Annotated in this window: 24 protein-coding genes; 22 read left to right on the forward strand and 2 right to left on the reverse strand. The window is 63.4% G+C overall.

The window, feature by feature from the left end; genetic code table 11:
* Positions 1 to 4 precede the first annotated feature (4 nt).
* Genes ABQF30_RS22715 through ABQF30_RS22725 form a run of 3 tightly spaced genes read left to right on the forward strand, consistent with a single transcriptional unit; the run spans position 5 to position 3,736 of the window.
* Positions 5 to 1,498: an AMP-binding protein gene (locus ABQF30_RS22715; protein WP_448468005.1), complete on the forward strand. Its 1,494-nt coding sequence runs from the start codon at positions 5 to 7 to the stop codon at positions 1,496 to 1,498.
* Position 1,499: 1 nt separating this feature from the next.
* Positions 1,500 to 2,273, forward strand: a complete 774-nt coding sequence (locus ABQF30_RS22720; RefSeq protein WP_448468007.1) for an SDR family NAD(P)-dependent oxidoreductase — start codon at positions 1,500 to 1,502, stop codon at positions 2,271 to 2,273.
* Positions 2,270 to 3,736 (forward strand): acyl-CoA synthetase, encoded by a 1,467-nt coding sequence (locus tag ABQF30_RS22725; protein ID WP_448468009.1) that lies wholly within the window; start codon positions 2,270 to 2,272, stop codon positions 3,734 to 3,736. The genes ABQF30_RS22720 and ABQF30_RS22725 overlap by 4 nt, the downstream gene beginning before the upstream one ends.
* A 73-nt stretch (positions 3,737 to 3,809) precedes the next feature.
* Here the strand turns inward: ABQF30_RS22725 and ABQF30_RS22730 are convergent, their stop codons facing one another.
* Positions 3,810 to 5,108 carry a hypothetical protein gene (locus ABQF30_RS22730; protein ID WP_448468011.1) on the reverse strand — a complete coding sequence of 433 codons (1,299 nt, stop codon included), beginning with the start codon at positions 5,106 to 5,108 and terminating at the stop codon, positions 3,810 to 3,812.
* A 609-nt stretch (positions 5,109 to 5,717) separates the two neighbouring features.
* Between ABQF30_RS22730 and ABQF30_RS22735 the strand changes: the two genes are divergently transcribed.
* From ABQF30_RS22735 to ABQF30_RS22795, 13 genes are all read left to right on the forward strand, one after another.
* Positions 5,718 to 6,578 carry a fumarylacetoacetate hydrolase family protein gene (locus tag ABQF30_RS22735; protein ID WP_448468013.1) on the forward strand — a complete coding sequence of 287 codons (861 nt, stop codon included), beginning with the start codon at positions 5,718 to 5,720 and terminating at the stop codon, positions 6,576 to 6,578.
* 28 nt (positions 6,579 to 6,606) lie between these two features.
* Positions 6,607 to 7,587 carry a tripartite tricarboxylate transporter substrate binding protein gene (locus ABQF30_RS22740; RefSeq protein ID WP_448468015.1) on the forward strand — a complete coding sequence of 327 codons (981 nt, stop codon included), beginning with the start codon at positions 6,607 to 6,609 and terminating at the stop codon, positions 7,585 to 7,587.
* A gap of 33 nt (positions 7,588 to 7,620) precedes the next feature.
* Positions 7,621 to 9,123, forward strand: coding sequence for a tripartite tricarboxylate transporter permease (locus ABQF30_RS22745; RefSeq protein WP_448468017.1), 1,503 nt, complete (start codon positions 7,621 to 7,623; stop codon positions 9,121 to 9,123).
* 21 nt (positions 9,124 to 9,144) lie between these two features.
* Positions 9,145 to 10,308: a CaiB/BaiF CoA transferase family protein gene (locus tag ABQF30_RS22750; protein ID WP_448468019.1), complete on the forward strand. Its 1,164-nt coding sequence runs from the start codon at positions 9,145 to 9,147 to the stop codon at positions 10,306 to 10,308.
* The gene (locus ABQF30_RS22755) at positions 10,301 to 11,080 is read left to right on the forward strand and encodes an enoyl-CoA hydratase/isomerase family protein (RefSeq protein ID WP_448468021.1); all 780 of its coding nucleotides are present in this window, start codon (positions 10,301 to 10,303) and stop codon (positions 11,078 to 11,080) included. Before ABQF30_RS22750 ends, ABQF30_RS22755 begins: the two co-directional genes overlap by 8 nt.
* 10 nt (positions 11,081 to 11,090) lie before the next feature.
* The gene (locus ABQF30_RS22760) at positions 11,091 to 11,528 is read left to right on the forward strand and encodes a thioesterase family protein (RefSeq protein ID WP_448468023.1); all 438 of its coding nucleotides are present in this window, start codon (positions 11,091 to 11,093) and stop codon (positions 11,526 to 11,528) included.
* Positions 11,529 to 11,569: 41 nt separating this feature from the next.
* Complete coding sequence (locus tag ABQF30_RS22765; protein ID WP_448468025.1) at positions 11,570 to 12,049, forward strand: tripartite tricarboxylate transporter TctB family protein; 480 nt, start codon at positions 11,570 to 11,572, stop codon at positions 12,047 to 12,049.
* 89 nt (positions 12,050 to 12,138) lie between these two features.
* Positions 12,139 to 12,942: an IclR family transcriptional regulator gene (locus ABQF30_RS22770; protein WP_448468027.1), complete on the forward strand. Its 804-nt coding sequence runs from the start codon at positions 12,139 to 12,141 to the stop codon at positions 12,940 to 12,942.
* A 669-nt stretch (positions 12,943 to 13,611) separates the two neighbouring features.
* The gene (locus ABQF30_RS22775) at positions 13,612 to 13,839 is read left to right on the forward strand and encodes a hypothetical protein (protein WP_448468029.1); all 228 of its coding nucleotides are present in this window, start codon (positions 13,612 to 13,614) and stop codon (positions 13,837 to 13,839) included.
* Positions 13,836 to 15,020, forward strand: a complete 1,185-nt coding sequence (locus tag ABQF30_RS22780; RefSeq protein WP_448468031.1) for a hypothetical protein — start codon at positions 13,836 to 13,838, stop codon at positions 15,018 to 15,020. The genes ABQF30_RS22775 and ABQF30_RS22780 overlap by 4 nt, the downstream gene beginning before the upstream one ends.
* Positions 15,021 to 15,330: 310 nt before the next feature.
* On the forward strand, positions 15,331 to 15,423 hold the full coding sequence (locus ABQF30_RS22785; RefSeq protein WP_448468340.1) for an acyl-CoA dehydrogenase family protein: 93 nt from the start codon (positions 15,331 to 15,333) through the stop codon (positions 15,421 to 15,423).
* Positions 15,395 to 15,526 (forward strand): acyl-CoA dehydrogenase family protein, encoded by a 132-nt coding sequence (locus ABQF30_RS22790; protein ID WP_448468033.1) that lies wholly within the window; start codon positions 15,395 to 15,397, stop codon positions 15,524 to 15,526. Before ABQF30_RS22785 ends, ABQF30_RS22790 begins: the two co-directional genes overlap by 29 nt.
* Before the next feature lie 15 nt (positions 15,527 to 15,541).
* Positions 15,542 to 17,044, forward strand: coding sequence for an aldehyde dehydrogenase family protein (locus ABQF30_RS22795; protein ID WP_448468035.1), 1,503 nt, complete (start codon positions 15,542 to 15,544; stop codon positions 17,042 to 17,044).
* Positions 17,045 to 17,189: 145 nt separating this feature from the next.
* Here the strand turns inward: ABQF30_RS22795 and ABQF30_RS22800 are convergent, their stop codons facing one another.
* Entirely contained in the window at positions 17,190 to 18,263 is a 1,074-nt protein-coding gene (locus tag ABQF30_RS22800; RefSeq protein ID WP_448468037.1) for an NAD(P)H-dependent amine dehydrogenase family protein, read from the reverse strand.
* A 131-nt stretch (positions 18,264 to 18,394) separates the two neighbouring features.
* Between ABQF30_RS22800 and ABQF30_RS22805 the strand changes: the two genes are divergently transcribed.
* The 6 genes from ABQF30_RS22805 (at position 18,395) to ABQF30_RS22830 (ending at position 23,098) form a co-directional block, all read left to right on the forward strand.
* A complete protein-coding gene (locus ABQF30_RS22805; protein ID WP_448468039.1) occupies positions 18,395 to 19,126 on the forward strand; it encodes a hypothetical protein in 732 nt (243 codons plus the stop codon).
* Between the two features lie 56 nt (positions 19,127 to 19,182).
* The gene (locus tag ABQF30_RS22810) at positions 19,183 to 19,782 is read left to right on the forward strand and encodes a TetR/AcrR family transcriptional regulator (RefSeq protein WP_448468041.1); all 600 of its coding nucleotides are present in this window, start codon (positions 19,183 to 19,185) and stop codon (positions 19,780 to 19,782) included.
* Between the two features lie 122 nt (positions 19,783 to 19,904).
* On the forward strand, positions 19,905 to 21,434 hold the full coding sequence (locus ABQF30_RS22815; RefSeq protein WP_448468043.1) for a nitric oxide reductase activation protein NorD: 1,530 nt from the start codon (positions 19,905 to 19,907) through the stop codon (positions 21,432 to 21,434).
* A complete protein-coding gene (locus ABQF30_RS22820) occupies positions 21,431 to 22,222 on the forward strand; it encodes a CbbQ/NirQ/NorQ/GpvN family protein (RefSeq protein ID WP_448468045.1) in 792 nt (263 codons plus the stop codon). The genes ABQF30_RS22815 and ABQF30_RS22820 overlap by 4 nt, the downstream gene beginning before the upstream one ends.
* 13 nt (positions 22,223 to 22,235) lie before the next feature.
* Positions 22,236 to 22,367, forward strand: coding sequence for a hypothetical protein (locus ABQF30_RS22825; protein WP_448468047.1), 132 nt, complete (start codon positions 22,236 to 22,238; stop codon positions 22,365 to 22,367).
* On the forward strand, positions 22,364 to 23,098 hold the full coding sequence (locus tag ABQF30_RS22830; RefSeq protein ID WP_448468049.1) for a hypothetical protein: 735 nt from the start codon (positions 22,364 to 22,366) through the stop codon (positions 23,096 to 23,098). Before ABQF30_RS22825 ends, ABQF30_RS22830 begins: the two co-directional genes overlap by 4 nt.
* Positions 23,099 to 23,100: the final 2 nt, after the last annotated feature.

Below are 23,100 nucleotides of genomic sequence, written 5' to 3' on the forward strand. Positions count from 1 at the left end.
GCCTGTGTCCACAACACTGGCCGATGCTCTGGCCGATGCCGCGCGCGACACCCCCGACCGCGTGCTGCTGGTCGACGATGGGATCGCGCTGACCTGCCGTGAGTTGCACACCCGGGCAACGGTGTTGGCGCGCGCCATGATGCAACGCATGCCTGCCGGCAGTGTCGTCTCGTTCATGCTGCCGAACTGGCATGAAGCCGCGGTCATCTATCTGGGTGCGACGCTCGCCGGCATGGTGATCAATCCGATCCTGCCCTCACTGCGGGACCGCGAGCTTGAGTTCATCCTTGGTGACGCGCACAGCCGGATGATCTTCATACCGGAGCAGTTCGGCAACCACGACTACGCGGCGATGCTGACGCGGGTATGCGCGGAAATGTCCACGCCACCAGATGTGGTGGTGGTGCGCGGTGCTTCTCACCTCCCGTTCGACGCGCTGGGCGGTTCACCCGATGCCGAGTTGCCCATGCTCGACCCCGATGCCGTCCGGATGATCCTGTACACGTCGGGCACCACCGGCCGTCCCAAAGGCGTTTTGCACAGCCATAACTCGATCAATGCTTTGATCGGCCAGCTGCGTGATCACTGGATGATCGAGCCGGGTGACACGTTCCTGGTGCCCTCCCCCATCGCCCACATCGGCGGGTCCATCTACGCCTTCGAATGTCCACTGCTGCTCGGTACCACCGCGGTACTGATGCAGCGGTGGAACGCCGACGACGGCGTCGCCCTGATGGCCCAGCACCACTGCACCCACATGGCCGGAGCGACACCGTTTCTGGAGCAGCTGCTGGCTGCCGCCGAACGGGCCGGCACGCGGTTGCCCGACCTGAAGGTGTTCATCTGTGGTGGCGCGTCGGTGCCGCCTTCCCTGATCCGGCGGGCGTCCGGGTATTTCGACCGCGCCGTGGTCAGCCGGGTATACGGCTCGACCGAAGTGCCCGTCACCACCGTCGGCTCACTGGGCGATGTCGACCACGCCGCGGAGACCGACGGCCGAGCCGGCATCGCCGAGATCCGGTTGGTCTCCGGTGAGATCCGGGCCCGTGGTCCGCAGATGCTGTTGGGCTACCTGCATCCCGAGGACGAGGCCGAATCCTTCGACGGAGATGGGTTTTTTCGGACCGGTGATCTTGGTGCCTGGGTGGACGGCGACTACCTCACCGTCACTGGCCGGGCCAAGGATCTCATCATCCGCAACGGCGAGAACATCTCCCCGAAAGAGGTTGAGGACATTCTGGTGGGCGAGTTGGGGATCGCCGAGATCGCGGTCGTCGGCTTGCCCGACGGTCGCACCGGTGAGCGGGCCTGCGCGGTCATCGTGCCCGCTGACGACCGGCGGCCCGACGTGGCCGCCTTAGGTGAACTGTTGGCCAAGGCCGGGGTAGCCAGGTTCAAAACACCCGAACAGGTGGAGATCTGGGACGCCCTGCCCAAGAACGACGCGGGCAAGGTGTTGAAGCATCGGATCCGAGCGACCCTAGTAGAGGCGGACTAACATGCAGGTAGCCATCGTCACCGGCGCGAGCAGCGGAATCGGCCTCGGATGCGCGGTCAAGCTCGCGGAGGCGGGCATGGCGGTGCTGGGAGCCGGGCGCGACGAAGAACGGCTCGCCGAGTTGGAACGCGCGATTGGTGATCCTGAGCGAGTACAGACCGTCGCGGCCGATTTGACTGCCGACGACGGCCCGAGTCGGGTGGTCGATGCCGCCGTACAACGTTGGGGTCATGTCGACTTCCTGATCAACAATGCCGGTATCGGCAGCCCCAAGCCGCTGCATGAGACCGACGACGAGACCCTGGATTACTTTCTCGGGATCATGCTGCGCGCACCTTTCCGGTTGGCGCGAGATGTTCTGCCGCAAATGGGCCCTGGCTCGGCGATCATCAACGTCACCTCCACGTTTGCAGTCGTCGGCGGGCTGCGCGGCGGTGCGTACTCGGCGGCCAAGGGCGGTTTGACGGCTCTGACCACGCACATCGCCTGTCAGTACGGGGCTCAGGGCATCCGCTGCAACGCCGTGGCCCCGGGTGTCACGGTGACGCCGATGGTCGAGCACCGGCTGCAGAACGAAGGATTCCGCAAGATGCAGACCGAGATGACGCCGCACACCCGGCTGGGCCGCGTCGAGGACATCGCCTCCACGGTGGCGTTCCTGTGCAGCGACGGCGGCAGCTTCATCAATGGGCAGACCATCGTCGTCGACGGCGGCTGGAGCTCGACTAAGTATCTGTCGGATTTCGCGCTCACCTCGGAATGGGTTGAGCGGTGAATCTTTTCGCGGTGCTGGATCAGGCGGCCGCGCGCTTCGGTGATCGTGGTGCGGTGTTCTTGGGTGAGCAGCAGTTATGCACGTGGTCGGGTTTGCGCGAGCGTGTGCTACAGCTGGCGACGTCCATCCAGAAGCTCGGCGACCGCGGTACCCGCATCGCCGTCGCGAGCGAGAACCGCCCCGAGATCGTGGAACTCATGTTCGCGATCTGGGCGGCCGAATGCGTGTTCGTACCGATCAACTACAAGCTGCATCCACGCGAGGTGGCGGACATCGTCGCCGACTCCGGTGCAGCCCAGGTATTCGCGTCGACCAAGATCGCTGCCGAGCTGTCACTGAACGTCCCTGTGGAAGTCATTGGCGCGGACGACTATTCGGCGCGGTTCGAGGCCGAGCCCGCAACGCCGCCCACCACCGACCCGGCCACCCTGGCCTGGCTGTTCTACACCAGCGGCACCACCGGGAAATCCAAGGGCGCCATGCTCTCCCATCGCAATCTCATGGCGATGACGGTGTCCCACCTCGCCGATTTCGACTCGCCAGACGAGAACTGCAGCCTGATCCACGGCGCACCGATGTCGCACGGTTCCGGCTTGTATATCCCGCCGTATGTGCTGCGCGGGGCCCGCCAGGTGGTGCCGGGATCCGCCGCGTTCGAACCCGACGAGTTTCTCGATCTGTGTGAACATCATCCCGGCTGCAGCGCATTCCTCGCGCCGACCATGGTGGCGCGCCTGATACAGACCGGCCGGCCACGCCCCGCCAACCTGAAAACCGTTGTGTACGGCGGCGGTCCGATGTACGTCGATAGCCTCAAGAAGGCCATGGCGGCCTACGGACCGGTCTTTGTACAGCTCTACGGCCAGGGCGAAGCGCCGATGACCATCACCGGGTTGCGGCGTGCCGACCATGTGGACGCCTCTGATGCAGTTCTCGGTTCCGTCGGATATCCACGGTCCGGAGTCGACGTCGCAGTGCTGCGCGAGGACGGGACCCCGGCTGACATCGACGAGATCGGCGAGATCGTCTGCCGCGGTGACGTAGTCATGTCCGGCTACTGGAACAATCCGGCCGCAACGGCGTCCACCCTCAAGGATGGCTGGCTGCACACCGGCGATATGGGCTCGTTCGATGCCCGCGGATACCTCACCCTGCGCGACCGGTCCAAGGACGTGGTGATCAGCGGCGGCAGCAACATCTATCCGCGCGAAGTGGAGGAAGTGCTGCTCGAGCATCCCGGTGTGGTCGAGGCCGGAGTCGTCGGTGCCCCGGATGAGGAGTGGGGTGAGATCGTAGTCGCGTTCGTCGTCGGCGACGTGGACGCGACCGAACTCGACGCGCATCTGCTGGAACGCATCGCCCGGTTCAAACGGCCCAAGCGCTACGAGTTCATCGACGCGCTACCGAAGAACAGCTACGGCAAGGTACTCAAGCGGGACTTGCGGGACCGGCTGAGGCGGTGAGCGAACCGCCCCGGTGAGTCCGCAGACTTCATCTCTAGCTCCAATGGGTCGACTGGTTTAACCACCGCCGTATCTACGAATACCGCGATGCGGGGCTAGCGAACGACCTCGACCAGTTCTCCCTTGATCGCCCATCGTGAATCGACGGGTTCAGCGGCGAGCAGTTCTCCGGCAACGCAGAGGTGATCAGCGGGATCCCACTTGACGCCTTTCCCGTAGGGCGAGACGAGCCTGGGAACATCGCCGAGCACAGCCCGGCTTTTTCGAGCAGGAATCGCTCGATCTCACCCGGAACTGCCGGAAGAACTCTCGAGAGCCGATCCGCGACTTCACCGAGGATGTCCTGGTCGGTGTGGGTGTGGAACGCACAGATCACTCCGTCGAAGAGCCCCTTCACCAGTCCACCCCACACTAGCGGCGGTCCAAATGGCGGGCGGACGTGAACTCTGACAGCGAACGTGGTCCCAGGTGTCGCTGACGCGTGGGCCGCTGCCTTTCCGCGGGCGAGCGCCAGCCATACCTGTGCCAGCTTCTTCTCACCTAAGAACGTGCCCAAGTCGGCCCAGTCGAACGAGGCCAGGGTGGCGCCCGGCTGCCAGTGCGTGAACGTGCCCGACAGCGGTGCGAGCGCATAGCCATAACCGAACGGGTACTGGGTACCATCCGGAGCCGTAGGCACATTGGCACCGTATTCGAAGCGAATTCCGTTGCGGCCAGCGGTTCTGAACGTGTCGATGTTGTATAGCAGAAGGTTCTCGACGTCGGCGTTGGCGAGCTTGGTACCGAAGAACGTTGCGTGCAACACCTGCTCGTGCGACGGCTCGAGTTGCCGACAGCGACTGCGAATCTGACTCCGCAGTTCGTCTTGCCACGAGGGACACTTCTCGAAGCGGATGTAGCCATCTGCCCACGCACCAACAGCCGGTCCGTTTATCTCCCAACGTTCTTCTGGTGTTCGGAGAGCCACTGGCTTGGTCGGCCCTGTGGCCGTGGGCGGTTCGCCGTCAACGTCGGGCCGGCACGTCCTGCAGGCCTGAACCGGCTGACCTACCTCGTCGGTTGCCCACTGCTCGAGCTCGTTCAAATGATCCGCGCAGACCTTGACGTACTGCCCGGTTAACAAACCTCCGACCGCGTTCTGACCGGTGATCGTCCGGCAACTCGCGCGGTGTACACGCGCTGTCTTCACGCCGTAGCCGCGCGGGATGTTGATCAAGTAGCCATCGACGTGTGCGGCGGGCCAGGCCAGATAGCCGGCGTCGTCATTGCGGAATTCATACGCTCCAGGTCCGGAATCTACATCAGCCGAAAGCATTTCAAGCCCCAGCCTCCGCAGTTCCTCGGAGAGGACCTGGGTGAAGTGCGCCTGCACCGAGGTTTCAATCTCCGTTGGGTTGACCTCAAACCTGTCGGCCCAGGCGGCAACGTCGACGTCGACGACCAGTTCAATGGGAATCTTCATCGGTTAGCGCACCCCAGATTCATTCGTTCCGATTTCCCACGTCATTCCCAAACGAAGCGGGCATAGCTCGACGCGACGTAATCACTCTCCAGAAGGCCTGCGGCGCTGAACTTCTGGTCTCGGTCAAGCACCTGAGGGCTCAGCGGGCGTCCTCGAACAGTGCCAGCTCGCTTGCCAAACTGAAACCCTCCCCATGCCCGAGACGCACCTCAACATCGGGCACTGACAAGTTTGCCTGATGGAGGGTGGAGCGGCGGCCCGCTAGTCGCGGGCCAGCGTCGAGGCGGCGACCCCATCGAGTAGCGAGCTCAATTCATCCGTTCGAGGATCTCCCCACAAAAGTCACCGTCGGGCCTCTGGTCAGCCGTCATCCACCGATCATGCGCACTCCGGGCGCGCCCCCCGCTGGTGTGATCCATATCCCATCTTCTTGCCGATGAGGTTGCACTCACACCGCCATGCGTTTACAGTGCATTTGCCAGATGAATATTTTGTTCATCAGATGAACGGAGACGACGAATGGCCCTGTGGAAGGTGCACTGCTACAGCGAGCACCGTTGGGCTGTAGGGCCGGTCGCCGAGGGCCCCCAAAAGCTGTTACCTCCCGATGTCTCCCTCGACTCGCTCCTGTCGCGGCCGGAAGCCGACCTGAAAGCCCTCACTCGCGAGGCCACCGGCGATACGGTGCCCGGTTCCGCACGAGTCGTCGCCCCGATCGACAGCCAGGAAGTGTGGGCTGCCGGAGTCACCTACGACCGCAGCCGCCAGGCCCGCGAGGAAGAGTCCGGCGACCAGGTCCATTACCGGAACGTGTACGTCGCCGAGCGGCCCGAGCTCTTCTTCAAGGCGACACCCTCCAGAGTCCGCGGGCCGCACGAGCCGATTGCTGTGCGTGCCGATTCGCATTGGAACGTCCCAGAGCCCGAACTCGGTGTGGTCGTGAACTGCGCAGGCCATGTCGTCGCCTATCTGATCGGCAATGACGTCTCTTCGCGCAGCATCGAGGGGGAAAACCCCCTGTACCTACCCCAGGCCAAGATCTACGACGGCAGCTGCGCGCTCGGTCCGTGCCTCGTTCCAGTCGGCGAAGCGCCGCCCCTTGCCGACATGAAGATCACTCTGCGAGTTGAACGCGCTGGCTCATCCGTGGTGAACGACAGCGTCCCAGTCTCGAACCTGCGCCGTCTCCCTGAGGACCTCAGCAAGTGGCTCATGTACGCCCAGGAGTTTCCCGTCGGAGCGATCTTGCTGACCGGGACCGGACTGATTCCTGACAACGACTTCACTCTTTCCAGCGCCGACGTCGTGACGATCGGCGTCACCGGGCTGGGCGAGTTGACAAACAAAGTAATCGCTGTCGGTGAAGCGACACACCAGTGAAAGAGGAACAAAGATGACAAGGAAGTCATTGACAATCGCCGTAATCGTCGCCTTCACGGCCGCGGTGGGCCTGTCTGCGTGCTCCCAATCGAACACGAGCAACAGCACAGGCGAGGGCTGGTCGCCCTCAGAGACCGTGCGCGTGATTGTGCCTTACGACGCGGGCGGTGGCACAGACATCGCCTTCCGGCAGCTGACGGAGATCATCAACTCAGATAAGCTTTCTGACGTCCGCTGGGTTGTGGAGAACAAGGAAGGCGGAAGCGGCACTACAGGCATGCGGTACGTCGCCTCCCAGGGCGGAAACGAAAGCGTGCTGATGGCGACAACGCCGGGCCACATCTCAATTCCCATCCTGCAGAACCTCGACGTGTCCATCAAAGACCTGACGCCGGTTGCCAACACGATCATCGACCCGCAGGTCCTGTTCGCCTATGAGGGATCTGGACTGACAAGCGCCGAACAGATCGTCACGAAGCTGACGGATGCGCCCGAGTCGCTCTCCATCGCCGGTGCCCCGATCGGTCAAGACGACCACTTGTCCACGTTGGTGTTCGAGGGCGCCACAAACACGACCTTCAACTACGTTCCATTCAGCGGCGGTGACGAGGTGAAGACCAACATCCTCGGCGGCCAGGTGGATGTCGCGTGGCTGAACCCCGGCGAGGCTGAAGGGCAGCGCGTCGACCAGGGCGGCCCCCTCGTGCCGATAGCAGTTGCACTGGAAGATCGCCTCGAAGGCTCCCTCGACGGCGTGCCCACATTTGTCGAGGGCGGGTACGACGTCGTCTACGAAATGTTCTTCCGCGGAGTGACGGCTCCCCCGGATGTCTCCGAGGCTTCTGTCGATTACTACGCCGACGTCATCAAGAAGGCGACAGAGACCGAAGATTGGCAGGAGTTCGTGGCGCAAGCGCAGGCGAAGCCGTTCTACCTTTCTCCCCCGGAGTTTGCCGAGTCGCTTGCTGCATGGACCGACACCGTCAACTCGCTCATTGCCGAGCAGTAGCGGCGTGAGAGCTACGCAGAGCAGGCGACCAGCGTGCTAGACAATCTTCTGTTGGGGTTCAGCGTTGCCCTGACGATGCAGAACATCCTCTACGTCCTTGCCGGCGTCATAGTCGGGATGCTGTTCGGAGCGTTCCCTGGACTCGGAGCTCCCACCGCCATCGCACTGTTGCTGCCACTGACGTTCAGTGTCGATCCGGCCAGCGCGATCATCATGCTTGCCGGCATCTATTACGGGACGATGTACGGAAGCACGATCACGTCGGTTCTCATCAACGTCCCCGGCGAGTCGGCATCAGTCGTGACGAGCTGGGACGGGCATGCGATGGCCCGGAAAGGACGCGCCGGGCAAGCACTAACCATCGCGGCGGTCGGTTCCTTCGTCGCCGGGACCATCGCGATTGTGCTGTTCATGTTTCTCGCGCCGGCACTTGCCGAGTTCGCCCTCGACTTCGGGCCTGCGGAGTACTTCGCCCTTGTCGCGTTCGCCTTGGCGACAATCCCGATTCTCGCCGGCGGCGCGCGGGGCAAAGTCCTCGTCTCGGTTCTCCTCGGACTGCTGTTCGCGACGATCGGCATCGACGACTTCACGGGCGAGTCTCGCTTCACCTTCGGCAGTGCCGAGTTCCTCGATGGTTTCAGTTTCATTCCGGCGGTGATCGGCCTCTTCGGAATCGCCGATGTGCTCTACATGGCACGACACCCGCACACGGTGACACCGGCATCGCAACAGATGCTTTCGCTGCGGGCCATGTGGCCGTCCAGGTCGGACTGGGCGCGGGTCCGCATGCCGATTGTCCGTGGCTCGTTCCTGGGGTTTGGCGTCGGGGTGTTGCCCGGTGCCGGCGCCACCGTGGCCAGCTTCTTGTCTTACGGTCTTGAGAAGGCCGTGTCGAAGCGGCCCGAGGAGTTCGGCAAGGGGGCACCCGAAGGGGTCGCCGGGCCTGAGTCGGCGAACAATTCGGCCGCAATCAGTGCGTTCATCCCGACACTCACCCTCGGCGTGCCCGGATCTGGCACGACGGCGGTCCTTCTTGGGGGGTTCCTCATCTGGGGCCTGACACCTGGGCCGCAGCTGTTCCAGGATGCACCGGACTTCGCGTGGGGCCTCGTCGCCAGCATGTACGTGGGCAATGCCATGCTTCTGATTCTGTCGATCCTGCTGCTGCCGATCTTTGCGCAGGCACTGCGCACTCCGGCATCCATCCTTGGTCCGATGATCGTGGTGTTCTGCACCGTGGGCGCAGTGACGGTCAGCGGTTCGATGTTCGACGTGTGGACCATGTTCTTCTTCGGCGCCCTCGGCTACCTCTTGCGCTGTCTGAATGTGCCGACGGCTCCACTGGTGATGGCGCTTGTTCTCGGCCCGATCCTGGAATCCTCGCTCCGCCAGGCGTTGAGCCTGTCTCAGGGCAGCCTCGACATCTTTGTGAAGAGCCCCATTGCCGTAGCGCTCGGCATCGCCACAGTTCTGCTGTTCAGCCTGCCGCTTCTACGGCGGCGTCTGAGCCGTGATCGCACCATCCGCACACACTGAAAGAAGAAGGGAACACCGTATATGAGCTACGGCGCACTCGGAGGCATCAAGGTAATCGACTTCAGTCACGCCCGGGCCGGCCCACAGTGCACGATGCTGCTGGGTGACATGGGAGCTGAGGTCATCAAGGTCGAAAAGCTTGTCGGAGACGGCAGTAGACAGTGGGGCCCCCGCTACAAAGGCGAGTCCATCGATTACCTGAGCCTGAACCGAAATAAGGAGGGACTCGCCGTCGATCTGAACGATCCCGAGCAACTCGACCGCGTCAAGGAGTTGGTGGCCGACGCCGATGTCCTGGTGCAGAATTTCCGCCCCAATGTGATGAAGAAGTTCGGTCTCGACGCCGATACGTTACTCGAATTGCACCCAAAGCTGGTGTACTGCACCATCTCCGGCTACGGCAACAAGGGACCGCTGTCGCAGAAGCGGTGCTACGACCAAGTCATCCAGGGCTTTTCCGGGTTCATGAGCGTGACGGGCACCGATGAATTGGAGCCGGTGCGCGCGGGCATCCCGATTGCCGACCTGCTCGGCGGCGTCTTCTCCGCCCTGGGCATCTGTGCGGCACTGCGGGAACGCGAAGTGTCCGGGCGAGGCCAGCACGTGGAAACCTCGCTGCTTCAGGGATTGGTGAGCCTGATGAGTTTTCACGCCCAGGACTACCTGCTCACCGGTCGGGTGCCGGGAGTCGCGGGCAATCACCACCCGATCATCGCGCCTACCGGCACGTTCCGCGCCGCAGACGGTTCGCTGACGGTGGCCGTCGCCAACGATGAGATGTGGCAGCGGATGTGCGCTGCGATGGACCGACCCGAGCTGGCAGTCGATCCACGTTTCGTCTCGAATCAGGATCGTCTCGCGCACCGGACGGAACTCATCAGCGCGATCGAGTCCGCCCTCGCTACTCGCACCAAGGCGGAATGGGTCGAGACATTCACTGCCTCGGGAGTGCCATCCGGACCGGTCCACACGATAGGTGAGGCGCTCGAGCATGAGCAGACTCGGGCAAACGACTTGGTGGTGTCCGCAGAGCACGTAACGGTCGGCCCCATCGAGATGATCGGTTTCCCGCTCCAACTCTCTCGCACACCGCTCGCGGTCCGGCTACCACCGCCGTACCTCGGACAACACAACAAGGAATACGGCTTGGAAGCCGCGATCGGAGAGGCGGGTAGCGTTGACTAGCGATTCGGTCCTGTTGAGCCAGGCCAACGGAATCGGCACGATCACGATCAACCGTCCGGCGCAGCGCAATGCGCTGAACGATGATGTGCGCGGACGCATAGTCGAGGGCGTGCAGGCGTACGCGGACGACGAGAATATCCGCGTCGTCGTTCTCCGCGGTTCCGGCACCACCGCATTCGCCTCCGGCGCCGATTTGCGTGAACTGGGCGAGTACGACTTCGATGGCGCAAAGGCGCACTTCGCGGAGTTCAACGTTCGGCTCACCCAGATCGAGGCTGCACCGATCCCGGTCATCGCCATGATCAGCGGATACGCGCTCGGTGGAGCTTGCGAACTCGCGGCTGCTTGTGACCTGCGGGTGGCTGCGGACAGTGCGCGTTTTGGCATGCCGATCGGTCGCATCGGCCATTCGATCGACAAGGGCAACATCAGGCGCCTGCTGCGGCTCATCTCACCAGCAGAACTCAAGGCGCTGATCATGACCGATGATCTGATCAGCGCGCAGCACGCCCTGCGGATCGGTCTCCTGAACTGGGTCGTTCCGGGGAATGCACTCGAGGTGTTCACGTACGACCTCGCCGCACGAGTCGCCGCCAAGGCCCCGCTTGGAATGCAGGCGGCAAAAAAGCTGGTCAACGCGGTATGCGAGGAACGTACCTTGCCGGGAGAAGACGATGCGGTGGTGGCCGCCGAGCTGTTCACCACGGCCGACTTTGCCGAGGGTGTGGCGGCGTTCCTGGACAAGCGGTCACCGAAGTTCACCGGACGATGAGGACGGTGCGATGACCGAGAGCAAGGCGTCGTTGTCTCTCATCGTGACTGACGAGCTCACTGCGGCAGCGTCCGGCAATCCCGGTGTGGTCGTCTTCTCGACGCCACAGTTGATCCTGCTGCTCGAGAACGCTTGCGTGGCGGCGGTCCAAGACCGTCTTGCGCCGGGTCAGGTGACACTCGGTATCAACCTCGACGTGGCGCACCTGGCGGCGAGTCCCGTCGGGTCCCGGATCACTGCCGAGGCCACCCTGGTCCATGAGTCGGAGAAGATCTTGGATTTCGAAGTTGCGGCCTTCGACGACCTGGACGAGGTGGCCAAGGGAACTCACCGACGAGCCATCGTCAGCCGAGATCGGTTCCTGCACCGAGTACGTGAGAAGGCCGTGCGCGTGTCCGAACTTCCTGACGCCGAACGCCGTGCAGAGCATAGGTTCCAGCAACGATGAGAACGATGGTGAAGGCGCGAGTGAACAGAACCAAGGTTGACTTGAACGCCACGTTTGCGTGGGTGCTGGTACCCGTGGCGATCTACGCCATGTATCAGGGGGTGGCCGTCGGCTTGACGGCCGACCGCATCCTGGGGCCCGGGTTCTTCCCATTCTGCATCGGAGCGTTGCTCCTCGTCGGCGCGGGGATGCTTGTCCTCGAGCAGCGTCGAGCGACACCCTCAGCTGCTGAACAGGCGAATGACGAGCCGTCGGATCACGAACAGCCCGATGAACAGCAGTCAACTAGCCGGCGGCCGTTCCTCCTACACGTGGCTGCCATGGCAATGTTGATCCTGACCATCGTTCCGCTCGGGCTGGTAACGGCAATCTCGCTGTATCTGGTCGGCACCTTGAAATTCATCGCCCACCGCAGCTGGCTGACAACAGTCGCCGTCACGGCCGGCGCCATCATCATCGTGTGGGTTGGCATGGGCGAGTTGTTGGGCGTCACGCTGATCACCGGCCCGCTCGGGTTCTAGGGGCGAACCATGACCGCTGGCAATCCCGGTGGGGATGTGTACTCAAGCCGTATCATCACCCGAATCGGTGGGACCCAGGAGGGCGACGAGTGAGTGAAGCCGGAAACTCGGACGGGTCCAAGAGCGATTTTCGCCCCACTCGCACACTGCTACGTGGCCTGGCGGTGCTCGAGTTCATCGCCGAACACCGCTCTCGTGCCGTCAGTACCACCGAGATCGCCGAAGGCATCGGACTCGATCGAGCCACCACGATAAGACTGGTGTCCACCCTGCGTGAAGCCGGTTATTTGGTTCAGGACAGAGCGGCGAAGGGCTACCAGGTATCGAGCAAGCTGATACGTCTGGCCGAACGCGCCGGTATCGACGTAGATGTCAAGGTGGTCGCGCGGCCCGCGCTGATGAGGCTTCGCGACATGTACGACGAGTCGGTTCATCTCGGGGTGCTCGAGGAGGACCACGTCGTATACGTCGACAAGCAGGAGTCAGGTCAGTCCATTCGGCTGGTATCAGCGATCGGCCAGCAGATGCCGTTGACTACCACGTCGTTGGGCAAGGCGATTCTGTCCTCGGTCGACGCCGAGACCAGAGACGTAATCCTCGATCGACTCGAGTACGTCAAGCGCACCCCCCAGTCGATCACTGATCGGACGGCCTTCCTGCATGAGCTGAGGCTGACAACCGAACGCGGATTCGCGATCGAATCAGCGGAGAACGAGGATGGTGTGACCTGCGTTGGGGCCGCGATCAAGCTCGCAAACGGTGACGTCGTCGCGGCGATCAGCGTCTCGGGTCCCACCTTCCGGATGGAGCCGAAGCTCGCACGTGTCGGCGAGGATTGCCGGCGTATCGCTGAGGAGATCGCCATGTCGGTTGCGGCCATCGCGCCGGCGTGACGATATTCGTTCGGCACAACGGCGGCTCCGCGCTGCCGAGCTGGACGCACCATCGCAATCAAGCAATCCCGCCCGAAGGAAAGGTGGCACCGTGGCTGCTAGCCTAGCGGCGCGCGAGACTGCGACGCGCCAGGTACGAGCGGTGGCCCACGCCGGCCGGATATTAAGGTGCACCACCCCATCTCCCCGTCCGCTGGCCGCTTCCGAGATCACAGCACGCGGGGGCTTGAGCCGCACGTCTGTCTCCACCTGTTGCGCTCCTCGGAAGATGAGAGGTTCGTCGCGCGGGACCAACGTCATTCTGCCGCAAGAATTGGAAAGTGTTCGCGCGCAGGGGGTTCGCGGTCATCTTGCAGTAATACGAGGTCGGCATCGAAAGCATCGCTGCGTCTACCTTCGGCGACGGCTAGGTGTGTGCTGCGCTCGCTCTGGTGAGACATGCCGGAACCGAGCGCAGGAATTCGATGTAGAGCGTTCACGCGGTGATTGAGCACGCGGCAGAGGCCACATGTGGACTTCGGCGACCCAGCAGGGTGCGTCGGAGCTCACCCTGGGCGGTGCGACGCCTCGACGGTCGATGGCCGTGGTGCCACTGTCGGTCACGACCGTTGAACTATCAAGTTTGTCGTATTCAGATCCTCTGTTGCGCAACACAGCTGAGGGAGGATGGTGACCGTCATCAGTACCGAATCGGTGCTGCTTCGCCCGGCCGGACTCCTCGACGGCCTCCGCGTGGTGGCCTTCAACCATTGGCTGCAGGGACCGGTAGCCGTGCGCAGTTCGCCACCTGGTGTCGGCGAACATACGGCCGATGTTCTGTCCAGCGCTGGATTCAGTGCCAGTGAGATCAGCGCCCTCATCGAGCAGGGCATCGTGCGTCAAGGAGAAGGTGGATGAATCAGCTAGACCAATCGCCGGCCATCGGAACGCTGCGGCTCCCAGAGTTCTTGGCGAAGGCCGAGGCACGAGTCATGGACGCGCTGTCCCTGGCACCGGTGCGTACAGGCCACTATGTCGAGAACGGCGCTTGGAAACAGGTTCCTGTGTCGCAGCCCAGCTTCTGGACGGACGACAGCTATGACCACGGAAACTGGACGAGCGGCTTTTGGGCCGGATCACTGCTGTACCTCAGCGATCTCGGCGCGCAGGCCGCCGACGAGCTGGCGTTCGCGGTGGCTGGAGCAACCGCGGCGCGAGTCTTCGACGAGACAACACACGACATCGGGTTCATGTTCTGGCCTTCCGCGGCACTCATGTCTGACCGCGCGCGCGCCGCCGGCGATGAGGCCGGCGCCCAGCGCTGGGCGCAGGTAGCGCTCACCGCGGCTGAGACGCTGGCCAAACGATTCCGTCCGGCGGGCGGATATCTCCAGGCATTCGGCGCGCTCGAGGACCCCAGGGGGCAGCAAACCTCCACCATCGACACGATGATGAATCTGCCGCTCCTGTGGTGGGCGGCCGAGCAATTCGATCGACAAGACCTGTACGAAATTGCACTCGCTCACGTCTACAGCACCCTGCGAGACCTGGTGCGCAGCGATGGAGCCACCTACCACATCGTGCATCGCTCATCCGACGGAAAACTCTTGAGCGCGGGTACCTTTCAGGGCGCAGCGGACGAGAGCTGTTGGACACGTGGGCATGCCTGGGCCATCCATGGGTTCGTTTCCGCCTACCTCGCGACGCGAGACGCGCGCTTTGCCGAAGCCGCCTCGACGTCCCTGGAGTACTGGGTTTCGCACGCGCGTTTGGGCGTCCTGCCACCCTACGATCTGAAGAACGAGACCGGTCTCGTTGATGCCAGTGCCAGCTCTATCCTGGCGTCAGCCCTCGCTGAGGCGCGTGAAGACGAGGCACTCGACCGCGAGCTGCAGGCGTCGGAGCGGCTCGACCAGGTAATGACCGCCCTTGGCACAGATGCCCTGTTCGCCGGTGACGCGGGCATCATAGGGAGATCGACCTACTCGGCACCGCACGGATGGGGTGTCAACGGGGCACTGCCGTATGGCGACTTCTTCTACCTCCGAGCGCTCCGCGCGATAGCCATGCGTCAACACAAGTTGCCCGTCACGCGTTGAGCGCCAGCAGTTCTTGGCGGTACCGTCGAGAGGTTGCTGGCAAATCCGCCAGCGAGGATCGACCTGCAACGCCGAGAAGTTTGCGTAACGGTCCTCGTCAGCCGACGTCGCATGTCTGAGCCCGCCCGATTCGTTTCTGCCATTGCGGACGGCTCCGCTTTGAGAGTTCGTCTTACGAAAGGGTCTACCCCCATGAGTTGCGAGTCGACCTGTTCAGTGATCGCAAAAGAGGATCACCACGTGGCACTGCGCGAGAGGTGCGTAGTTTTGCCGAAACGAAGGTGTTGTCGACTGCGCGATGGCGGCGTCGATGGCCAAGTTCTACACATCCGACGTCGCGAACAGCGTCGCGTCGAACGCGGTACAGATCCACGGTGGGTACGGGCTACACAAAGGATGCTGAGGTCGAGCGAATCTTCCGCGACGCAAAGCTGACTCAGATCTACGGGGGAACCAACCAGATTCAACGAATGATCCTCGCCCGAGGCTTGATCAACGACTTCTAACAAGGCGGTAGTGACGTGACTGTGGTGACGACGACGAATCCGGCAACAAACACAACCAAAGCGACCGATTTGCGGGAGGCGACCGGCGAGGATGTCGCCCGCGCATGCCGCGCCGCATCAGATGCGGCACTTCAGGGACTCGGAACTCGCGAGGAGCGGGCGCAGCTTCTTCGAATGATGGCTGACGCGTTCGAGATCGGCGGCCAGCGGGTTGCGGCAACAGCGATTGACGAGACTGCGCTGAGTTCAGACCGCCTGAACGGTGAAATGCGCAGAGTCTGTTATCAATTGAGGGCGTTCGCGGATGCCGTGGCTGAGGGCGGTTACCTCGAGGCAACGATTGACCTACCCTGCCAGACTGACATGGGACCGCGCCCGGACCTCAGAAGGATGCTCGTCCCGATCGGGCCGGTCGCGGTCTTCGGCGCCAGCAATTTCCCGTTGGCCTTCTCGATGCCTGGCGGTGACACGGTCGCGGCATTGGCTGCCGGATGCCCCGTTGTCGTCAAAGCGCACCCGGCTCATCCGCTGACGTCTCAAGCGTGCTACGAGATAATGAGCGAAAGTGTCGCCGCCGCCGGTTTCGACCAAGGGATACTTCAGATAGTTCATGGCTTCGACGCTGGCCGCGCGCTGGTCCTGGACCCGCACATAAGGGCTGTTGCGTTCACCGGGTCTGCGCTGGGCGGTCAGGCGTTGACAGAACTCATTGCAGAGCGTCGCGAACCGATCCCTTTTTACGGCGAGCTAAGCGGTATCAACCCGGCCATAGTGACGCTAGGGGCGGCGACGGAACGGCCACAGGAGATTGCTGATGGGCTGGCGGGCGCTGTGACCGGCAGCGGAGGACAGCTGTGTACGAAGCCCGGGGTGATTCTCGTTCCCGATGGGGATGCGGGTGACAATCTCGTGTCCCGCTTACGGCAAGCTGTCGGCGAGGTCTCAGTCGCGTTGCTGTCCAGACAGATCGCGCAGTCCTATCGCCGGAGCCTGGTGAGTCGCGGAGCCGGTGGCCTCATCGGAGAGCCGGACGGTGATCGACCCTGCCACGTACGTCCGGCCCTCGTCGAACTTCCCCGTCGCGACAGTCATGAAGCCGTCTGGGAGGAGATCTTTGGCCCGTCGGCTACGGTGATTCGGTACGGCGACGTCTATGACCTGAAGAATATCTTGGCATCAGTTCCCGGCACGCTCGCCGTCAGTATCCACCACGGCAGCGATGAAGCAGATCTTGTTGTTGCTCTGAGCCGCGCTCTGCTCCGTGTCACCGGACGATTGGTCTACAACCAGCAGACGACGGGCGTCGCCGTGTCGTGGGCGCAGACCCACGGAGGCCCGTGGCCTTCTACCACCTCACACCACACGTCGGTGGGCCTCACATCGATGCGGCGCTTCCTGCGGCCGGTCACGTGGCAAGGAGCGCCCTCGCAGGTGTTGCCTACCGAGTTGGTGGGCAACAAGCCGGTTGTGCCGACGCGGGTCGACGGACAGCTTCTGATTCCACCCACGATCCTCTGAATGGCACATCGCCGTCCGTGGCGCAGAGCATCTGCGGCCGAACATCATTGGGCCGACGGGAATGGACATCTCAGGCCCACGGATTGCCCACCAACCGCCTTCACAAGCGGAGCGATCTACGGAGATGACCCGTGATCGACACCATTCACCACATCAAACCGCGGATCATCGCTGTTGGCGGTATGTCCTCGATGGCAGCCAATCCTGCGGGCGCACCACAGGCCCATTCGATCGCATTGACCGCGCGGGCGGCGGTCGAGAGGCACCCGGCATCGGTCACATCGAGCACCGGATGGGACAGGTGGGTGCTCACCTCGATGCGCGGTTCGCCCTCGACGATCACCTTGTGCACACCTGACTGGCCGTCGGGTGGATAGTCCCAGTCCGGTGCAGCTGCGGGAGTGAGGCGAGTGGTGTGCTCGACCGTGAGTATGGGGACGCCGGCCCGAACTCCTTCGACACCGAACCGCACCCCGGCCAGCTGTCCGGGCTCGACGGTCATCATCGTGCATTCGATGCGCTTGTCGGTGTACCACGGCTCATACCGCTGACGAACGTCGTCGAGCTTCACATCGAGGTGGTCGGCGAGATTGCGTACCAGGCCACCGAACATCGCCGTGATGACCCCGGGCTGGAAGGCCATCGGTATGTCGTCGTCGGGCGTCGAACCGAAACCCATTGCTGTGCCGGTGTATTCGTAATCGTCGTAATTGCCGTAATCGAAAACCTCTTTGACGGTGACCGACTCGGCACGGGTCACCAGGCTCAGCGCGGCATGGACTGCGGTGTCCCCTGAGTATCCGGGGTCGATCCCGTTGACATACAGCGTGGAATTGCCTGCTGCGCAGGCCTGTTCCAATGGCACCCGCAGCCAGTCGTCGGCCTGACGCGGCGTCACCAGCCACACCATCGATGTTCCGACGACGTTGATCCCGGCCGCGAGCAGCTTCGACATCTGCTCGATCGCCTCCATCGGCCGGGTCTCGCCCAGCGCGGTATAGACCACGCAGTCGGGTTCCAGCGCGATCAGCGCATCGATATCGTCGGTGGCGATCACACCGGTCGGCTCGGACAGGCCGCACAGTTCCGCTGCGTCGCGCCCGATCTTGTCCGGGTTAGCGGCATGCACGCCGACCAGCTCGAGATCCGGCCGGCCGATGATTGCCCGTAAGGAATGCCGGCCGACATTACCGGTCGAGAACTGCACGACTCTGCGCATAGATACACCTCACTAGTTGGCGAGCAGACGCAGACTCGCACAAAACGGGCCGCGAAAGTGCGAGTTTGTGTCTGCTCGCGGGATGACACTAGCCATTGACTCCGGCCACTAACTGACTATAGTCAGCCGGTGTGAACCTGCCCACGCTGAATCCGGGCCGCGGCGGCAGCGGCGATGCCGCCCGTCGAGCATCCGCGAGCGGGCTCGACGAGCACATGGAAGCCTCGCAGCGCGCGCAACGCCAGGCCGACAAATGGCTCATCTCCGGCAGCCTGCTCATCGGCACCGCCGCGCTCGGAATCTTCGGACTGCCCCTGTTCCTGCGCGGCGTGTGGCTGTTACGCAAGGCTCAGCGCGACGGGCTGACGGTCCGCCCGATGCTGGTCACACTGCTCGGGTATCTGGTCATCATCGACGCCGCGATCAACACCGTCGGCTGGGCACTGGACCTGGTCGCCAATCACACCATCCTGGCCCGAATCCTGTTGAACGGCTGGGGCGCAATGTTCGACGCCGGTTACTTCTGGCACTACAACGAACTCTGGCTCGGTGGCGCATCGGGCCCGGGCGAGAAGGCGATGGAAGTCGGCATGATCCTCACCGTCTTCACCATGCGCATCGCTGCGGCGATCGGCTTCCTGCAGATGAAACGGTGGGGCCACCAGTGGATGATCATCACCTGCTGGATGGGCGTGTTGATCTGGTGCATCTACGTGTTCAACATGACCATGTTCGCCGACGTCCGCTTCGCCGGCGTCGTCCTACCGGTAGTCGGCTGGTGGCTCTACGACATCTTCTACATCACCCCGTTTCTCGCCATCCCGTATCTGCATTCGGTGAACCGCGAGATCTTCTCGGACTAATTGGCTGACTTCACTCATTGACTATGATCAACAACACACGCTAGAAAGAACGGACCATGACGCCACAGGTCAAGCAGTCGGCGCGCGAGTTGCGCCGCCTGCAGACACGGGAGCGGATACTCGGCGCGGCCATCGCCGAGTTCCAGGCGTCGGGCATGGCCGGTGCGGATGTCGGCGCAATCGTCCGCGCCGCAGGCGTGGCCCACGGAACGTTCTTCTTCCACTTCCCGAGCAAGGAACACGTGCTCCTCGAACTGGAACAACGCGAAGAAGCCCGGATGGCAACCGAATTCGCCCGCTTCCTCGACGCCTCCCACGATCTCGCGACCGCGCTGACGGAGGTCGTCCACCTCGTCACCCGGTTGGAGCAACGCCTCGGCCCGCTGCTCTTCAAAGAGTTCCTCGCCCTGCACTTTTCACCGACACGCCCAACCAACGACGAGTGGACAGACCATCCGCTGATCGTGCTGCTCGTCCGCGAGATCGAGCGTGCCCGCGGCGACGGCGAGGTGCATCCCGAGGTGGACGCGTTCTACAGCGGCGCGTTCTTCCTGCTGGGGATCTATGGCGTGCTCACCACCACCGCCAACAGCGAAACCCGCGACACGATGCTGGCCAACCTGGTCATCACCGCACGACGAGGATTGGAGAACTGACATGGACTGGGTCTGGGAGATCCTCCGCTATGTGGCCGCCTGGGGCGGAACGGGATTGGTCATCTGGTTCTGGTACTGGATGTTCTCCAACATCGGAACGTTCTGACGGGCTGGCGCAAAAGATGTCCGAACTCAGCGATGCGCACGCCATGGCGACCGAGCGCAGTTGCGCCGTCACCGCCGTGGCGCTCAGCAGCCGGCGCCGCACCGGGGCTCGCCTGGTAAGCGGGCAACACCGCGGCTTCGGCCTGAGTTCACAACTCGATGTCGTGTACGTGCCTTACCCACCGCATCGCGACTGGACCCGGCGAACGCTGACATGTGGTGTCGCACTGCAGTGCTCGCCGTCCAAGGACCGCATCGTCGACTACCGGCTCAACGAACTCTCGACCCGCGAGCTGGCCGCGCTCACGCTCATCGAGGCCGGCGTCGCGCTGGGCTGGGTCGCCGAGAACTGGCCCGGGCTGCTGTCCGACCTCCACCGAGCGGTGCCGGCCCTGAAGCCAGAAGCAGCTGACATGGACGCCACCGAAATGCTCAACCGCGCAGTCACCCTCGCGCGAACACCGCAAACACTCACAGCAGATCCCCTGCTCGGCAGCCTGCCCGTGGCGTACACGCTGCCGCAGGGACTGTCCGACAAGCTGCGCCGCAGCTTCGGGCGCCTGCCGTGGACCACGACGCAGAAACGAGTGCCCCGCGCCCACTCTGTACCTGTCGGCGGCGACGGTGGCGTCCGCAACCCGAATCTGCCCCCACCCAGCCGGCCGCACGAGAACGACCTCGACATCACTCCCGACCACCGGCCGGGCATCCCGTATCCGGAATGGAACGCGTGGACGAAGAGCTTCATGCCAGACCACGTCGCGGTGCTCGAACTCCGCCACGGCAGCCGCAACCCGCAGCCCGGCGCAGTCGCCGTCGATGTCCGGAAGTGGTTCGAGCAGAACACTCATCGCGCGATGAAGAACCGGTTGGAAGATGGCTCCGACCTCGACGTCGACCAGTACGTCAACCACTACCTCGACCTGACGACCGGTGAGGCCGTAGAACCACGCCTGTTCCGCGAACTGTTGCCCGCCAGTCGCGACGTCACCACCGCGCTGCTGCTCGACGGCAGTTCATCGCTCGGTGTGCACGGCGGCACGATCTTCCGGCTCGAGCTGGCCTGCGCCGACGCGCTGTCCCGCGCGATGACGTCAGCCCGGGAACGCCACGGCATCTTTACGTTCACCGGCAACACTCGCCACCGCGTGGAAGTCAGCTGCCTCAAGGATTTTGAAGAACGTCGCTTCGTGCCACCCGGCAGCCTCGGCCTGTCCACCGGCGGCTACACCAGACTCGGTGCGCCGCTGCGGCATCTGACCAGCCGCCTGCTCGCTCAGCCTTCGGAGAGACGGTTGCTCATCGTCATCGGTGACGGCCTGATCTCCGACGAAGGCTACGAAGGCCGCTACGCCTGGGCTGATGCCGCCCACGCCGTCGAAGAGGCCAACGACGCCGGCGTCTCCATGTACTACGTCGGTGTCGGCCCCACTCGCGTCGACCCGCTGCCGGAAGTGTTCGGGTCCAAACGGTCCCAACGTATCCGCCGCGTCGAAGAGCTTCCCCGCGTCCTCGCCCACGTCCACCGAGAGTTGGTTACCGCATGACAGACACCTACTACGCAAACGCCAACGAGGTCCAGCTGTTCGAGCAGGCCTACCGTCAGCGCCTGCCCGTGATGCTCACCGGCCCCACCGGCTGTGGCAAGACCCGGCTCGTCGAGCACATGGGTCTGCTGCTGGAAAGACCCGTCATCACCATCAGCTGCCACGACGACCTGACGAGTTCGGACCTGGTGGGCCGGTTCATGGTCACCGGCGGCGACGTCGTATGGACTGACGGGCCGCTCACGCGAGCTGTGAAGGCCGGGGCGATCTGTTATCTCGACGAGGTCGTCGAGGCGCGCCACGATTCGCTGGCCGTACTGCACTCGCTCACCGACCACCGGCGCACGCTCTATCTTGACCGCGCCGGCGAAGTCGTCGGCGCACCTGAGACTTTCATGCTCGTGTGCTCGTACAACCCGGCCTATCGCAGTTCGCTCAAGGAACTCAAGCCGTCGTTCCGCCAACGGTTCGTCACGCTGCCGATGCGCTACCTGCCACCCGAGCGCGAGGCCGAGGTGATCGTCGCCGAAACCGGCGTCGCGTCGCCGACCGCCCAACGGCTGGTCCGGTGCGCCACCGCGATCCGCACGGCCGACCAGGCCTTCCACTTCGAACCGCCGTCGACCCGGGTGCTCGTCACGGCAGCACACCTGATTGCGTCCGGCGCAACGGAACTCGAAGCCGCCGAGGCGTGTGTGCTCGCCCCGCTGTCGAGTGACGGCGCCATCACCGAGGGACTACGCGAGGTTGCCGCCGCCGCCCTGGCCGGCACCGAGAGCGCACTCTAGAAAGGAACCGCACATGGTCGATCAGAGGGAAAAGAACCGCAAGAAAGCGTTGATCGTTCTGCAGGTCGTCATCTACGGATACCTGCTGACGATGTTCCTCATCCAGCTGTACATGTCGTTCACCCGAGGCTGGTGGGAGTTGTGAACCTACCTCTGCTGAACCGGAAGTCGGGTGCGAAGGTCAAAGCGACCGTTCCCCTGGAGGGTTCTGGCAATCTCGAAGAACACCACGAGGAGTCGCGGCTGGCGCAGCGCCGGGCCGACAAGTGGATGATCGTCGGCGCCGCACTAATGGGCATGTGGGCTCCAGGCTTGATCGGCTTCCCGATCTTCATGCGGGGAGTCTGGCTGCAACGGCAGGCTCTGCGCGCAGGGCTGTCGGTGCGCCCCATGATCGTCACGCTGATCGGCTACCTCGTGCTCATCGACGGGATGCTCAACAGCCTCGGCTGGGCGCTCGATCTCGTCGCCAACCACACTCTCATCAACCGGGTCCTGATGGTTGGCTGGGGCGCGATGTTCGACGCCGGCTACTTCTGGCATTACAACGAGTTGTGGGTCGGCGGCGCCGCCGGGCCGGGCGAGAAGTCGATGGTCTTCGGGATGATCGTCACCGTCTTCGCGATGCGGTGCGCCGCGGCCATCGGCTTCCTGCAGATGAAGCGGTGGGGGCACCAGTGGATGATCATCACCTGCTGGATGGGCGTGTTGATCTGGTGTGTCTACGTGTTCAACATGACGATGTTCGCCGACGTGCGCTTCGCCGGGGTGATCTTCCCTGTCATCGGCTGGTGGCTTTACGACATCTTCTACATCACCCCGTTCCTCGCGATCCCGTACCTGCACACGGTGAACCGCGAAATCTTCTCGGACTAAGG

This window comes from Mycolicibacterium sp. XJ870 (assembly GCF_053483975.1).